This window comes from Aerococcus sp. UMB7834, from assembly GCF_030215145.1.
In the GTDB taxonomy this organism is placed as follows: Bacteria; Bacillota; Bacilli; order Lactobacillales; family Aerococcaceae; genus Aerococcus.
This window is the reverse complement of sequence record NZ_JASOLI010000011.1, coordinates 13006-27070: the sequence shown is the minus strand read 5'-3', so window position 1 is coordinate 27070 and position 14065 is coordinate 13006. Positions and strand designations below refer to the sequence as shown.

Here is a 14065-nt window from a genome sequence, read left to right as displayed (position 1 = left end):
CTTTATTTTTATAGGAATAGTCGTACGCCGTTGACGATATTGAGGAGGATGACGGAGGCCGTGATGATGAGATAGGTGCGGTTGACGGCCTTGTTGGTCATGCGCTGGTTGAGGGCAGAGCCGACATAGCCTCCGATAACGGCAGCGGGGAGGATGACGAGGAGGAAGCTGCTTGAGCCAGCTGCGACACTGCCTGCCAGGACGATGCTGGTGAGCTTGGAGAGCTGGGAGAAGAAGATGGTGATGATGGAGTAGACCGTGGCTTGCTTGGTTGAGGCACCGAAGAGGGCGATGAAGAGGGCTACGTTCATGGGCCCGCCACCGATGCCGAGCAGGGTCGAGAGGACACCCAGGGCCAGGGAGGCGATGAAGAAGCTGAAGAGGCCAGCTAGGCGGAGCTGCTTACGGCTGGGGTCATAGGTGTACCAGATGGAGAGGCCCAGGGTGATGACGGTGATAATAATTTGAATCAACTGGACCTTGTCGGGATTCTTGTAGAGGGACATGAGGATGTTGAAGATGGTGTCCCCTAAGCGGCCGCCGATAATGGACCCGAAGGCAATGGCGAGGAGGCGCTGCCAGGAGATCTGGAAGCCACCGCGGACTTGTTTGATGATCGACACAATGGACATGGTGAAGACGGCGGCACTGGAGAAGAAGCCAATTACATTGAGAGGGTGGGCACCAATCGCATCTAGGGCGGGCTTGATAATGACGCCTCCTCCCATGCCGGAGACGGCTCCTACGGTATTGGCGAAGAGAATGACAATAAAATAAAGTAAATAGAGCATACAAACCTTCTTTCTATCTTAGGCGCGGGATTGGGCACAGCGGAAGCCGGTGTTGGAGGTGCTGGACAGGGCATTGTTGGCGTTGCGGCCGGCGATCCGGTAGCGCTGGCAGTAGGAATGGTGGCAGAGGAAAGAGCCTCCTCTGAGGGCGAAGTCGGTGGCTCGGTCATAGCCGGCGTAGGCCTTGGCCCAATCTTCGGCTGTTCTGTCTTGGAACTGGGTCAGGGGGATGCGGCCGGGATTGCTGCACCATTCCCAGACATTGCCAATCATCTGGTAGAGGCCGTAGTCGTTGGGGGCATAGGCTTTAGCAGGGGCAGTGCCGACATAGCCATCTGCAGCTGTGTTCTCGTTGGGGAAGTCGCCCTGCCAGACATTGGCCCAGTGCTTGCCGCCTGCTTCGAGCTCATTGCCCCAGGGATAGGTGCGCCCGTCCCGGTGGCCAGCTTGGGCAGCGTATTCCCATTCTGCTTCGCTGGGCAGGCGGAGTCCGGCCCACTGGCAATAGGCCAGGGCATCGTTGTGGGAGACGTGGACGATGGGATGGTCCATCCGCCCTTCTAGCGTTGAACCTGGGCCTTCCGGTTGCCGCCAAGAAGCACCTGGCACCTCATGCCACCAGTCGGTCCCAGCAGTCAGGGGGTATTGGTCGCGCTTGTCTTCATCGATGAGGAGGAAGAAGACATTGGACGAGCCGTAGCGTTCAGCATCGGTAACATAGGCGGTATCCAGGAAGAAAGCCTGGAAGTCCCGGTTGGTCACCGTTTGGGCACTAATGGCGAAGTCAGCCACTTCGATCTCGACGCTGGGGCCTTCCTGGTCGCGGTCGAAACCACAAGACTTCTGGTCACTCCCCATGCGGAAAGTGCCGCCTTCAATTGAAATCAGTTCATCAGACATGGAGGTCCTCCTTTTTCATGATAAGTATCTAATCTAACTATAACATATTTTCATCAGATAGCTTTTTTTAAGGCTTAAAGATCGAGAAAAGATTGACCTTGTCCCTGAATTCGCTTAAAGTTAATGTAATAGATCTTAAGGAGGATTTACCATGAAGAAACAATGGCTCTTATTACTAACCTCGATGGCCCTGCTCGGTGCCTGCCAACAACCGGCCGACGACAAGGCAGCTGACCAAAGCAGCGCCCAGACCGAGGAACAAGCCAAGCAAGAAGCGACCTTTAGCATCCAACCCCTAGAAGGCGAAGCTGAAACCAAGCAAGTGACCTTCCAAGAGGGCGACAAGGTGCTGGATGTCTTGAAGGCTAACTTCGATGTGGAAGAAGATAAAGGCTTTGTCAAAGCCATCAACGGCGTCAGCCAGGATGAAGACAAGCAAGCTTACTGGATGTTCTACGTTAATGGTGAGATGGCACCCAAGGGAGCTGACCAGATCGAACTCAAAGCCGGCGACAAGGTGGAATGGAAGCTAGAACAGATGCAGGCTGAATCAGAATCTGAAGCCGCTTAGGAAAATATAAATAAATTGAAAACAGGAATTTCCTCTGTCTGTGAGGAAATTCCTTTTTATTATGGGAGGGAGTAAGGACTGGGCCAGCAAGCCTCACTCGAGGGCTTCGATTGTACCTTCACTCTCGCCAAGCCACACGCCTGCTTCCCGAATGGGGCTTGATCTTCATGAACCTTCACTTGAGGTGTATGATTGTGGATAGAGCCAGGGCAAGCCACAGATAAGCCTTTTGTTTGTGTCTTCACTCACTGGATTTAAAGTCTGACTTTTTTTGACCAATAATCATTGACCTTTATTGACCAATTTGATATAATAAGAAGTGAAGAGGGAAAGGATCCCTCGAGATGATGAAGAAAGGTGATTAATGATGAAACGTTATACAGTGACTGCAGATGTCAACAGTGAAAAATTTGGTCAAGGGACCTTGGTTGCTGAATTGAATGAAGATGATTTTATCCGCTATGCCAACCTTTCGGACCAAGAAAAATTAGACTTCTTAAAAGAAAAAGGCGCCCGCTTCCAAGTTGATGTGAAGGACTTAGAAGACAAGGACGTGGCTAACTACAGTGTCAAGGCGAGTGAAAGTACCCCATTCCGTCAAAGCGCGAGTGAACAACCTCGTGTGAGCCGGAAGATGCGGGTGAATGTGAATGGTCAAGACACCGGTTGGGTTGATGTGACCGAAGAAAACCAAGCCCAATACGATGCGATGATGGACCGCTTCAACCAAATGCACCAACGCTTCAACCAAGAATTCAATAACTTCTTCCCAAGCTTTCGCCGGGGCAACTTCCTAGACCTAGGTCGTCCCTTCTTTGAAGGCTTGTCCGCTCCTGAAGGCCAAGACCAAACTTCAGAAGACCAAGACAAGGCTGACAAGGAAGACAGCGGGGATAACGAAAAAAATGAATAAAGGGTGTGAAGCCTGGCGCTTAGCTTGCGTTCACTGGAGTAAGTCAGCAGAGCAGTTTGAAAGACTGCGGCGGGGACTTGTGAAGTGACACGAAAGCTGCCAGATCAAACCTGACTATGAATCTTAAAGCTGGAGGCTAAGCTGCTTCCAGCTTTTTTGTCTTTTTTCAGGAGAGGGCGTATAATCATTTTAATCAATTAAGGAGGTGGCGCTTATGGCAGCCTTGAAATGGTTTGCGGGCGGGCAAGATCGCCGCAAAGAAGCGATTAAATTGATTCAAGAGATAGAGGGTAAGTTAGGTCCTTCCCAGTCTGCCCTCAAGCAGGTGCTCGCTGATTATCTAGTGGAATTCCAAGAGAGTGGGACGTCGACCCCTTATATCTTGACTCGGCTCAACCTGGACTTGTCCAAGGCCTTGCGGGCAGATGGGCAAGTTATTCCCGATGACCAGGAAGCCCTCTTGAAGGAATTATCCGCCCTGTCTCAGATTCGCTATGGTTATTGATGGAATTGTTCAAGAAATTGAAAAAATTCTGTTTTAAGCCTTGATTTATAAGGGGATCTTCTTTATGATAGGTTGGGTCTAAGGAATCCTTAGATAGCAGCGCACTTTGCTTGCTGAAGCACTTTATTTTTATGTCTAGCTAAGCGACATAAAAATGGGGTGCTTTTTGCACTGAGAAAGGAGACGAATCAAATGCTAAAGAATTTTGTGCGTTATGTGAGTTTCGCTACCTTGAGTATGGTTGGGTATTCGCTCTTTGTCTTGGCGGATACCTTCTTCATTGCCCAGGGAATTGGGGGACAAGGGATTGCGGCCTTGAACCTGGTACTTCCGGTGGTCCATGTGATTTCAGGACTGGGCTGGATGTTCGGGGTAGGGGGAGCGACCCTCTTCACCATTCAGAGATCGCGCGGTCAGGTGCGTCGGGCCCAGGAGATTTTTTCGTTGACTAGCTTAGTGGCCGCTCTATTAAGTCTTTTCATTGTGGCTATTTGCTTCTTCTTCCGCGATCCCTTACTTCAGGCTTTAGGGGCATCCGGGGAACTTTATCACTGGGCCAGGGATTATTTTGCGGTCTACACCCTCTTTACCCCGGCCTTTATCCTAAATTTTGTCATGGTGTCCTTCTTGCGCAATGATGGGGCGCCCCGCTTAGCTAGTATTGCCTTCCTAGCAGGGGGCCTAGCGAATATTGTCCTCGATTACATCTTTATCTTCCCTCTCCAATGGGGCTTGGCAGGGGCAGCTCTGGCGACCTGCTTCTCGCCGATTCTCTCTTTGGTCTTAGCAGTCGGCCACCTACGCCGGGAAGATAGTCAGCTGAAATTTCGTCGCTTTCGCTTCCAATGGCGAGAGCTGGCTTCTGTTGTGGCGAATGGCTTGTCTTCCTTTATGAATGAGTTCTCCTCGGCTGTGGTCATGTTCGCCTTCAACCAGGTCTTATTGAATCTGGCGGGCGATTTGGGCGTAACGGCCTATGCCATTATCGCTAACTTAAACATCATCATTATTGCTATCCTAACAGGGATTGGTCAGGGCTTCCAACCCCTGGTCAGCCAGTTCTATGGGGCGCGTGATGACCGCAATGTTCAGGCTGTCTTCCGTCTGGCCCTAGTGACCTATCTGGTGTTTGGCGGCCTCTGCTTAGTCATTGGTCAAGTGGGGGCAGGGTCTCTAGTCAGCATCTTTAATAGCCAGGCAGATCCGGCCCTAGCCTCCATGGCCAGTTCAGGTTTGCGACTCTACTTCCTATCTTATCCGCTGACTGCCGTGAATTTCTTTGTGATCTATTATGCGGTAGCTGTCAACGCCCCGCGCTCGTCCATGGTCGTTTCTCTGTTAAGAGGACTGGTCTTGATTGTGCCTTATCTCTTAGTGATGAGTCGGATTTGGGACCTGACCGGCGTTTGGCTGACCATGACTGCTGTAGAAGCTAGTACAGCCCTCATCTCCCTCGCCCTGATCATCTACTATTACCGCCGCCTGACAGGTGAACAAAATATCAAAATCTTCCGCCGGTTAAGAAGAAGGGTGTGAGCAAAGGCGTTCAGAAAGGAATGACTGGAGGCAAAGTGGATAAGAGCAGCTTTAGCTGCTCGCTCCACTTTGCTGAAGTCACTTCCCTTCTGCCTTTGCGAACCCGACTACACAGGGTGTGAGGGAGCGCGGGTAGAAGTGGACCTCTGGAGCAAAAGACCGGAGAAGTCTGAAAGACTTCGCAGGGATTTTGTGAAGAGGAGCCAGTTCTGCGCGACCGAACCCGACTAAGAAGGGTGTGAGGGCTGGCGATTAGCTTTCCTTCACTGGAGCAAGTCACCAGAGCAGTCTGGAAGACTGCGGCGAAGACTTGTGAAGTGAGAGGAAAGTTGCCAGACCGAACCCGACTAAGAAGGGTGTGAGGGCTGGCGGGAGAAATAGACCTCTGGAGCAAATAGCCAGAGAAGACTGAAGGTCTTCGGCGGATATTTGCGAAGAGGAGCTATTTCTGCCAGCCTGAACCCGACTGTAGGGTGTGAGAGGATGCGCTCAACTTTTAATCAGGAGCTCTGAGTGTGAGTTGCTTATGCTCAACTTTCAATCGGAGGGTCTCAGTCTAGGTGACCAAGGCGGCTTCAGCTGCTCTTATCCAACATTTACCTTCACCAAAGAAGCTAGATCCGCTCTAGCTTCTTTTATTATGGGCTTCTTCCCTTGGTGGAAGGGCTTTCTTTAGGTATAATAGGAGTGACACATAGCTGAGAAATGGAGGAGACAAGATGGCAGAATTTAAAGAAGATGCGGCCGCCTTGCTGGAGGCAATTGGCGGTCAAGATAATGTGGCAGCGGTGACCCACTGTGCGACTCGGATGCGTTTCGCTTTGGAAGATCCCGGCAAGGCGGATGTTGACCGGATTGAGAGCTTGCCTTCAGTGAAGGGGACATTTACCCAAGCGGGGCAATTCCAAGTGATTATTGGCAATAAGGTGTCGGAATTCTACCAAGAATTTGAAGCGGTATCGGGTTTGGAAGGAACGAGTAAAGACCAGGTGAAAGCTCAAGCCAAGGGCAATCAGTCCGCCTTCCAGCGGGGCCTAGCCTTTATGGCGGAGGTCTTTGCACCAATTATTCCAGCCTTTATTGTCGGGGGGTTGATCTTAGGCTTTAGGAACTTATTGAGTGGGATTCCCTTAGATATGCTGGATGGTCAGACCCTAGTGGAAGCTTCGACTTTTTGGGCAGGTTTGAATGACTTTCTCTGGCTGCCCAGTGAGGCCATCTTCCACTTCCTACCGGTCGGCATTACCTGGTCCGTGGTGAAGAAGATGGGCGGAACCCAGATTCTGGGGATTATCTTAGGGATTACCCTGGTCTCTGGTCAGTTGCTGAATGCCTATGATGCGCCGGCCGCTATCCTCAATGGAGAGGTGCCGGTCTGGGACTTCGGTTTCTTTACTTTGGATAAGATTGGCTACCAGGGTCAGGTCTTACCGGCTCTCTTCGCTGGTTTGACGCTGGGCTACTTGGAGCGTTTCTTCCGCAAGCACGTGCCGGAGTACCTGTCGATGATCCTGGTTCCCTTCTTGGCCCTCTTCCCTTCGATTATCCTGGCCCATACCGTGCTAGGGCCGGTGGGTTGGCGGATTGGGACCTGGATTGGGTCGATTGTTTACGCCGGTCTGACTTCAGGTCTAAGTTGGCTCTTCGGGGCGGTCTTTGGAGCCCTCTATGCGCCCCTAGTGGTGACGGGCCTCCACCACATGTCCAATGCCGTCGACGCCCAGTTGATCGCAGACTACCAAGGAACGGGGCTCTGGCCCATGATTGCCCTCTCGAATATTGCCCAGGGTTCTGCGGTGCTTGCCGTATGGTGGATGACCCGCCACGACGAAGAGGAATCCCAGGTCACTATTCCGGCCGCTATCTCAGCCTATCTCGGCGTAACAGAACCTGCTCTCTTCGGGATCAATCTCAAGTACATGTACCCCTTGGTGGCCGGGATGATCGGCTCTGCCTTGGCAGGCCTCCTATCCACAGCGACCAAGGTAACTGCTAATTCCATTGGGATTGGTGGCTTACCTGGCTTCTTAGTGATCCAGGTTCCCTCAATGGCTTGGTTCTTCCTAGCCATGCTGATTGCTTTAGTTGTGCCTTTTGTCCTGACCATTCTCTTTAGGAAGATGGGTTTCTTGGTCAAGGACGGTCAGGGTCAAAAGGAAGCAGTCAGCCAAGAAAATTCTGACCAAGTAGATCAAACGGCACCGACAACGGTTAAGGCTGAAACAGCTAAGGAAACAATAGCCAGCGTCGCCAACGGTAAGGCTAAAGCCATTACGGCCGTTGATGATGAGGTCTTCTCCCAGCAGATGATGGGGGATGGTTTTGCGGTGGAACCCACGGATGGCCGGGTAGTTTCTCCCGTAGCCGGCAAAGTGACGAGTGTCTTTCCTACTAAGCATGCGATTGGTTTAGAAACAGATTCAGGCGTTGAAGTGCTTATCCATATGGGCTTGGATACGGTTGACTTGGAGGGAGAACCCTTTACCATTGAGGTTCCAACAGGTCAGGCGGTTGACATAGGGACAGAGCTAGCCGAAATGGACCTGGAAGCCATTCAGGCAGCAGGTAAAGGAACGGATATTGTGGTTGTCTTTACAGAGGCAGACCAATATGATGCGCTGGACTTTAACTTTGACCAGGTGGACCAAGCAGGCCAGCGTGTCGGCTATTTGATTAAGTAATCGAAAGGAGTTCCTGTAATGAATTTTCGTGAGATGACGGTTTACCAGATCTACCCCAAGTCTTTCCAGGATAGTGATGGAGACGGCTTCGGAGACTTGCGTGGGATTATCCAACGCTTGGACTATTTGGCTAAATTGGGGGTGGATATGCTTTGGTTGAGTCCGATCTACCCCTCACCTCAGAATGATAATGGCTATGATGTGAGTGATTACCGGGCCATCGACCCGCGCTTTGGGACGATGGAGGATTTTGAGGACTTGGTTCAGGAAGCAGACCGGCGTGGCATGGGCTTGATGATGGATATGGTCTTTAACCACACATCGACCGATCACGACTGGTTCCAGCGAGCCTTGGCGGGTGACCGGACCTACCAGGACTACTATATCCTTCGCGAGCCCAAGGCCGATGGGAGCCTACCGACCAACTGGCAGTCTAAGTTTGGGGGGCCGGCCTGGGAGCCTTTTGGTGATACAGGGCTTTACTACCTCCATCTTTATGATGTTAGCCAGGCTGATATGGATTGGCATAATCCTGCTGTTCGCCAAGCATGTCAGGAGATTTGTAATTTCTGGTTATCTAAAGGGGTGCGTGGCTTCCGCTTCGATGTGCTCAATGTGATCGGTAAGGATCCGGTCTTAGTCGATGGGCCCGGCGATGGAGGCAGCGAGGAGAAGGCCCTCTATACCGATACCCCGCGTGTCCACGACTGGGTGCGCCAGCTGAACCAGGCCAGCTTTGGCCAGCGCGCGGATACGGTGACTGTGGGGGAAATGTCTTCGACCTCTATTGCCGAGGGAGTCAAGTATACCAATCCGGATCGGGATGAATTGGATATGATCTTCAATTTCCACCATCTCAAGGTAGACTATCCCGAGGGTGAGAAGTGGGCCTTGGCGGATTTTGACTTCTCAGCTCTTAAAAAAATCCTCGATGACTGGCAGCGTGGCATGTCTGAAGGAGGCGGGTGGAATGCCCTCTTCCTGAGCAACCACGACCAACCCCGCCAGCTCAGCCGCTTCGGTGATCCAAAGCATTACCCTTATGAATCGGCAACGATGCTGGCCCAAACGATCCATCTCATGCGGGGGACGCCCTATATTTACCAAGGTGAGGAGCTCGGCATGACCAATGCTAACTTCCAAGCGATTGAAGACTACCAGGATGTGGAGACCCACAATGCCTACCAGAGCCTCTTGGAAGCTGGCAAGGATCAAGCTGAAGCCCTGGCCATTATCCAAGACAAGTCACGGGATAATGGCCGGACCCCTATGCAGTGGGAAACCGGCGACCAAGCAGGCTTCACGACGGGGACGCCCTGGCTGGCAGTTAATGCGAACCATGACCAGGTGAATGTCCAGTCGGAATTGAGCCAGCGTATTTTTGCCTACTACCAGGACTTGATCCAGCTGCGGAAGACAGAGCCGCTAATTAGTCAAGGTGACTACGAGGGGCTCTTTCTTGACCATCCTCGAGTCATGGCCTACCGCCGCCGCTATGGCGACCAGGAGCTCTTGGTACTGTCTAATTTCTATGCAGACCCTGTGACGCTGGACCTCAGTGAACTAGGCTGGCAGGCTGACGCTAAGAAAGTTATAGGCAACGGCCCCTTGACGGAGCTCTCAGACCAGCTAGAACTCGCCCCTTACGAAACCGTCGCCTTCCGCCAAAATAAGGAGAGCTAAATATTTTTTTAGAAAAACCTAAAAAAGTGTTGACGACTCTCTCGTAAGCTGATATACTATAGTCAAGTTAAACAAATGGCTTGGCACCGACCAAGCATAGCATGCCAGTTGTTCCAACTGGCACAGCTAGCGACTATGCGCTAGCACCACGGGAAATTAAGCGAGCAAGAACGCCCAGAGCCAACTTGCATCGCTTTTTTTGATGTTTAGGGTGTGAGGGCTGACGGGAGAAAGAGATCTCTGGAGCAAAGAACCAGAGAAGAGTGAAGGTCTTCGGCGGATCTTTGCGAAGAGGAGCTATTTCTGCCAGCCCGAACCCGACTATAACAGGGTGTGAAGGCCGGCGCTTAGCCGGTTTTCCATTTGCACTCAGAGACTTTGCGTGCAAATGGAGAACTACGAGTTACGGAAGTTGCCCAAAGCTGTCGAATCGAATTCATTTAGAAGAGTCATTCTCTTTTAACTAGCAGTCAGGATTCAGCATTAAAAAAGAAAAAAGACGAGCCCTCTAAAAAGAGCTCGTCTTTTGCTTTACGCTAAAAATGGTTTGAGTTACAGTCTACGCAGTCGGGTCCGCAATTGCTTACACCCTTATTTGCTTTCCAAGATCACTTGGCTATCGAATTTGCCAGCTGTCATGGAAACAATTTCTGCTTTGTCTGGATCGTTGGGTTGGTCACGTTTGTCGGATGCTTCCCAAGCGGCCCAGGCATCTTTGTTTTCCCAACGACCGATGACGAAGATGACGTCCTTACCGTCTTCTTGTTCTTCGCCTTTGAGAACAGACATGTCAACGAAACCATCTTGTTCGGTAATGATTTCACGGTCGCCTAATTTCTTGATCACATCTTCAGTGTGTTCTGCTTCAGTAGTAATTTTTTGTAAAATAACAAACATTTAGCATCCTCCTCTATTTAATCTAAATCTAGCATAACAAGAATTCCGACCAATAACAAAAGTTACGCTCAAGTCTGCTTATATTCTGGCAATTCGAGTTTAAATTGGCTATTAGATAAGAAAAAGACCCAAACGCTATTAGCGCTGGGCCTTAAAATTACTTTCGTTTAGTATTCATCCCGGTTTACATAGTCAGTAACGGCGCCGCGGTCGGCGGAGGTTACGTTGTGGGCATACTTACCGAGGGCCCCCTTCTTGAGGAGTTCTGGTAAGACTAATTTTTCCCGACGTTTGGCTAATTCTTCGTCGCTGACTTCAAGGCTGATGGACCGGCTTGGCACGTCGATGGTGACGGTGTCGCCTTCTTCAACCAGGGCGATGGTTCCGCCGACAATGGCTTCAGGCGCGATGTGGCCGATAACCAGACCGTGTGACCCACCAGAGAAGCGGCCATCAGTCAAGAGGGCAACAGATTCACCTAAGCCTTCACCTACTAAGATAGAGGAGAGGGAAAGCATTTCAGGCATACCTGGTCCGCCTTTAGGTCCTACATAGCGGACGATAACAACGTCGCCTGGGACAATTTCTTGCCGGGTCGCTGCTTCAACCGCATCGTCTTCTGTGTTGAAGACGCGGGCAGGGCCGGAATGGTGCATGACCTTGAGCCCAGAAAGTTTGGACACACAACCTTTTTCAGCCAAGTTACCGCGCAGGATGATCAATGGACCATCTTCGCGTTTAGGCGCAGAAAGCGGCATGATGACGTCTTGGCCCTCGCTCAGACCTGGCATTTCTGCCAAGTTTTCGGCCAGGGTCTTACCTGTAACCGTCAGGCAGTCGCCGTGGAGGTAGCCCTCTTCTAGCAAGTATTTCATCACCGCTGGCACGCCGCCGACTTTGTAGAGGTCATTGAAGACATAGCGGCCGGAAGGTTTGAGGTCAGCTAAGTGAGGCACCTTCTTCTGGATGCGTTCGAAGTCTTCCAGAGTCACGTCGACTTCCACCGCATGGGCAATGGCCAATAAGTGAAGGATGGCGTTCGTTGACCCACCCAGAGCCATCACCAAAGTAATAGCATTTTCAAAGGCTTCCTTGGTCATGATATCTTTAGGATAGATACGCTTCTCAATGAGCTTGCAGACTGCTTGGCCGGCTGCTCGTGAGTCATCGTGTTTCTCTCGGGACACGGCAGGGTGGCTGGAGCTGCCGGGTAGGGACATACCTAATGCTTCTGCGGCTGAGGCCATGGTATTAGCGGTATACATCCCACCGCAAGACCCGGCGCCAGGGCAGGCATTTAATTCAACATCGCGGAAACGGTCGTATTCGATGGTTCCAGCGGCGTATTGGCCAACTGCTTCAAAGGCGGACACAATATCAATGTCCTGGCCTTCACGGTCTTGGCCAGGCAAAATCGTTCCGCCATAAACGAAGACAGCTGGTAGTCCGGTGTTGGCAATCCCAATCAAACAGCCGGGTATATTCTTATCGCAGCCCCCGAAGGCCACAACCCCGTCCATGTTTTCACCGTTGACAACTGTTTCAATGGAGTCGGCGATTAAGTCACGGGAAGGCAGGGAAAAGCGCATCCCCTGGGTCCCCATAGAGATCCCGTCAGAGACCGTAATGGTGTGGAATTCGAAGGGATGGTAGCCGTAGTCCTTGATGGCTTGGATGGTTTCATCCGCCAGGTCCCCCATATGCATGTTACAAGGGGTAATATCGCTCTCAGTATTGGCAACCCCAATTTTTGGTTTCTTGAAGGTTTCATCGGTTAAGCCTACCGCCCGCATCATCGCCCGGTTCGGCATTCGTACGTCTGGATCGTAGACTTGACTTTGGATCCGATAATCTTTTTCTTGATCAGCCATCATGACACTCCCTATCTTAGTAATGTGAATATTATGAATCATTATAAGTTATTAAAAATAATAGCACAAAGTTAAACTAAAAGCAAAACAATCTAAGTATTGTCTCATTTTATACTCATCAAAAACAATTCTAATCTAGACGACTTTGAAAGAATGGATGGGAAAGATCTATACTTAAGCTTCCCCTAAGATTGTCAGGGGAGATTGCGCTGCTTTGTGGGGGTTTGCTATAATAAGCATGCATGGTAAGAAGTGGAAGTTAAGGAGCGTACGGTTAACGATGAAGATTCTAATCACAACTGACTTATATCAGCCTGCTGTTAATGGCGTGGTGTCTTCTTTAATGACTTTGCGCGAAGAATTGATGGGGCGGGGCCACGATGTCCGGATCCTGACCCTAGGTGACAAGCAGGCTATTGCCAAGGAGTCGGGCGTTTATTACTTGAATTCCATTAAGGTGGGGAAGATCTACCCCGGCGCCCGCATCAGCCTGCCCATCAACCACAGTATTATACGGGAGATCATTGACTGGGCCCCAGATATTATCCATACTCAGTGTGAATTTTCGACTTTTCACGCGGCTCGGACCATTGCCAAGGCCCTGGATATTCCCATTGTCCATACCTACCACACGGTTTATGAAGACTATACCCATTATTTCTCCCCCAGCAAGGCGACAGGGAAGAAGATTGTTTCGGTGGTCTCCTACCTGACCTTGCGCGCGACCGATGCGGTGATTACGCCCAGTAAGAAGGTGGAGCGGCTCCTGCGCGATTATGGCGTTGACCAGACCATCGAAATTATTCCGACGGGGATCAAGCTGGCCCGCTTCCAACAGGCCTTCCCGGAAGAAGAATTAAAGGCGCAGAAAAGGGCTCTGGGACTGAGCGATGACCAGCTCGTCTTGGTCTCCATCGGGCGGCTGGCCAAGGAGAAGAACCTCCAAGAAATCATTGCCTATCTTGCCCGCTTACAGCGGCCGGATCTCCGCCTGCTTGTGGTGGGCGACGGCCCCTACCGCAGCAACTTAGAAGCTGAAGTGACTCGTTATCACTTAGAGGACCAGGTTATCTTCACCGGTAAGGTCGCCCAAGAAGAGGTCGCCCGCTACTACCAGCTCGGGGATATCTTTGTCAGTGGCTCGACCAGCGAAACCCAGGGCCTGACCTATATCGAGGCCCTGGCTTCCGGTCGGCCCGCCCTCTGCCGCGCCGACGATTGCCTAGAGGCGGTCCTAATTGACGGCTACAATGGCTACCAGTACCACGATTTCGACGAATTTGCGTCCTATTTAGACCGCTTGCAAGAACAAGGTACTCGACGTCGCTTAGGCAGCCGGGCCGCCAACTATGTCCAACAGAATTTCTCCTCCAAAGTCTTTGGCCTCTTGGTGGAATCCGTCTACCAGCAAGTCCTAAACAAGCGCCAATTCGCTAAAAATCAAGAATCCCGAGCAGATAAATCATAGAATGAAACAAGGCCCTCCTAAGCATCTGAGTTAAGATCTTTGGGAGGGCCTTTTTGTTTTGTTCAGAGTGTATGCGGCGTGTGACTTGCTTTTGGCGAGTCCCTTAGCAAGTCAGCTCATTAAATCAAAATAATGGCACACAAAAAGGCCATAATAATCTATGCTTAAATTGCTGTAAAAAGTGATGCTTTGGCATCGAAAGGAGAATTATTATGGCCCAATTAAATTCTACAATAAGTCTTGAGGGAA

The 14065-nt window shown here is 51.0% G+C and carries 11 protein-coding genes; 7 read left to right on the top strand and 4 right to left on the bottom strand.

Features of this window, described 5'->3' with window-relative positions; translation table 11 throughout:
• Positions 1–8: 8 nt before the first annotated feature.
• Positions 9–791 (bottom strand): sulfite exporter TauE/SafE family protein, encoded by a 783-nt coding sequence (locus tag QP339_RS08630; protein ID WP_284911170.1) that lies wholly within the window; start codon positions 789–791, stop codon positions 9–11.
• Between the two features lie 18 nt (positions 792–809).
• A complete protein-coding gene (locus tag QP339_RS08625) occupies positions 810–1691 on the bottom strand; it encodes a formylglycine-generating enzyme family protein (protein WP_284911169.1) in 882 nt (293 codons plus the stop codon).
• Positions 1692–1842: 151 nt separating this feature from the next.
• On the opposite strand from QP339_RS08625, the gene QP339_RS08620 reads away from it, so the two are divergent.
• The 6 genes from QP339_RS08620 to treC all read left to right on the top strand — a co-directional run bounded on the left by QP339_RS08620 (position 1843) and on the right by treC (position 9580).
• On the top strand, positions 1843–2262 hold the full coding sequence (locus QP339_RS08620) for a DUF4430 domain-containing protein (protein ID WP_284911168.1): 420 nt from the start codon (positions 1843–1845) through the stop codon (positions 2260–2262).
• A 364-nt stretch (positions 2263–2626) separates the two neighbouring features.
• On the top strand, positions 2627–3175 hold the full coding sequence (locus QP339_RS08615) for a hypothetical protein (protein WP_284911167.1): 549 nt from the start codon (positions 2627–2629) through the stop codon (positions 3173–3175).
• A gap of 214 nt (positions 3176–3389) precedes the next feature.
• Positions 3390–3680, top strand: a complete 291-nt coding sequence (locus tag QP339_RS08610) for a bacteriocin immunity family protein (protein ID WP_284911166.1) — start codon at positions 3390–3392, stop codon at positions 3678–3680.
• 192 nt (positions 3681–3872) lie between these two features.
• Complete coding sequence (locus QP339_RS08605) at positions 3873–5216, top strand: MATE family efflux transporter (RefSeq protein ID WP_284911165.1); 1344 nt, start codon at positions 3873–3875, stop codon at positions 5214–5216.
• 719 nt (positions 5217–5935) lie between these two features.
• A complete protein-coding gene (gene treP, locus QP339_RS08600) occupies positions 5936–7897 on the top strand; it encodes a PTS system trehalose-specific EIIBC component (protein ID WP_284911164.1) in 1962 nt (653 codons plus the stop codon).
• A gap of 18 nt (positions 7898–7915) precedes the next feature.
• Positions 7916–9580: an alpha,alpha-phosphotrehalase gene (gene treC / locus QP339_RS08595; protein WP_284911163.1), complete on the top strand. Its 1665-nt coding sequence runs from the start codon at positions 7916–7918 to the stop codon at positions 9578–9580.
• Between the two features lie 591 nt (positions 9581–10171).
• Here treC and QP339_RS08590 read toward each other — a convergent pair.
• A complete protein-coding gene (locus QP339_RS08590; RefSeq protein ID WP_070618028.1) occupies positions 10172–10477 on the bottom strand; it encodes an antibiotic biosynthesis monooxygenase family protein in 306 nt (101 codons plus the stop codon).
• Between the two features lie 167 nt (positions 10478–10644).
• The gene (gene ilvD / locus QP339_RS08585; RefSeq protein ID WP_284911162.1) at positions 10645–12348 is read right to left on the bottom strand and encodes a dihydroxy-acid dehydratase; all 1704 of its coding nucleotides are present in this window, start codon (positions 12346–12348) and stop codon (positions 10645–10647) included.
• Between the two features lie 280 nt (positions 12349–12628).
• On the opposite strand from ilvD, the gene QP339_RS08580 reads away from it, so the two are divergent.
• Positions 12629–13816, top strand: a complete 1188-nt coding sequence (locus QP339_RS08580) for a glycosyltransferase family 4 protein (RefSeq protein ID WP_284911161.1) — start codon at positions 12629–12631, stop codon at positions 13814–13816.
• Positions 13817–14065 lie beyond the last annotated feature (249 nt).

Excerpts from the sequence above, each read along its gene's own strand:
- QP339_RS08630 (WP_284911170.1), bottom strand. The coding sequence starts at position 791 with ATGCTCTATTTACTTTATTTTATTGTCATTCTCTTCGCCAATACCGTA.
- QP339_RS08625 (WP_284911169.1), bottom strand. The coding sequence starts at position 1,691 with ATGTCTGATGAACTGATTTCAATTGAAGGCGGCACTTTCCGCATGGGG.
- QP339_RS08620 (WP_284911168.1), top strand. The coding sequence starts at position 1,843 with ATGAAGAAACAATGGCTCTTATTACTAACCTCGATGGCCCTGCTCGGT.
- QP339_RS08615 (WP_284911167.1), top strand. The coding sequence starts at position 2,627 with ATGATGAAACGTTATACAGTGACTGCAGATGTCAACAGTGAAAAATTT.
- QP339_RS08610 (WP_284911166.1), top strand. The coding sequence starts at position 3,390 with ATGGCAGCCTTGAAATGGTTTGCGGGCGGGCAAGATCGCCGCAAAGAA.
- QP339_RS08605 (WP_284911165.1), top strand. The coding sequence starts at position 3,873 with ATGCTAAAGAATTTTGTGCGTTATGTGAGTTTCGCTACCTTGAGTATG.
- treP (WP_284911164.1), top strand. The coding sequence starts at position 5,936 with ATGGCAGAATTTAAAGAAGATGCGGCCGCCTTGCTGGAGGCAATTGGC.
- treC (WP_284911163.1), top strand. The coding sequence starts at position 7,916 with ATGAATTTTCGTGAGATGACGGTTTACCAGATCTACCCCAAGTCTTTC.
- QP339_RS08590 (WP_070618028.1), bottom strand. The coding sequence starts at position 10,477 with ATGTTTGTTATTTTACAAAAAATTACTACTGAAGCAGAACACACTGAA.
- ilvD (WP_284911162.1), bottom strand. The coding sequence starts at position 12,348 with ATGGCTGATCAAGAAAAAGATTATCGGATCCAAAGTCAAGTCTACGAT.
- QP339_RS08580 (WP_284911161.1), top strand. The coding sequence starts at position 12,629 with ATGAAGATTCTAATCACAACTGACTTATATCAGCCTGCTGTTAATGGC.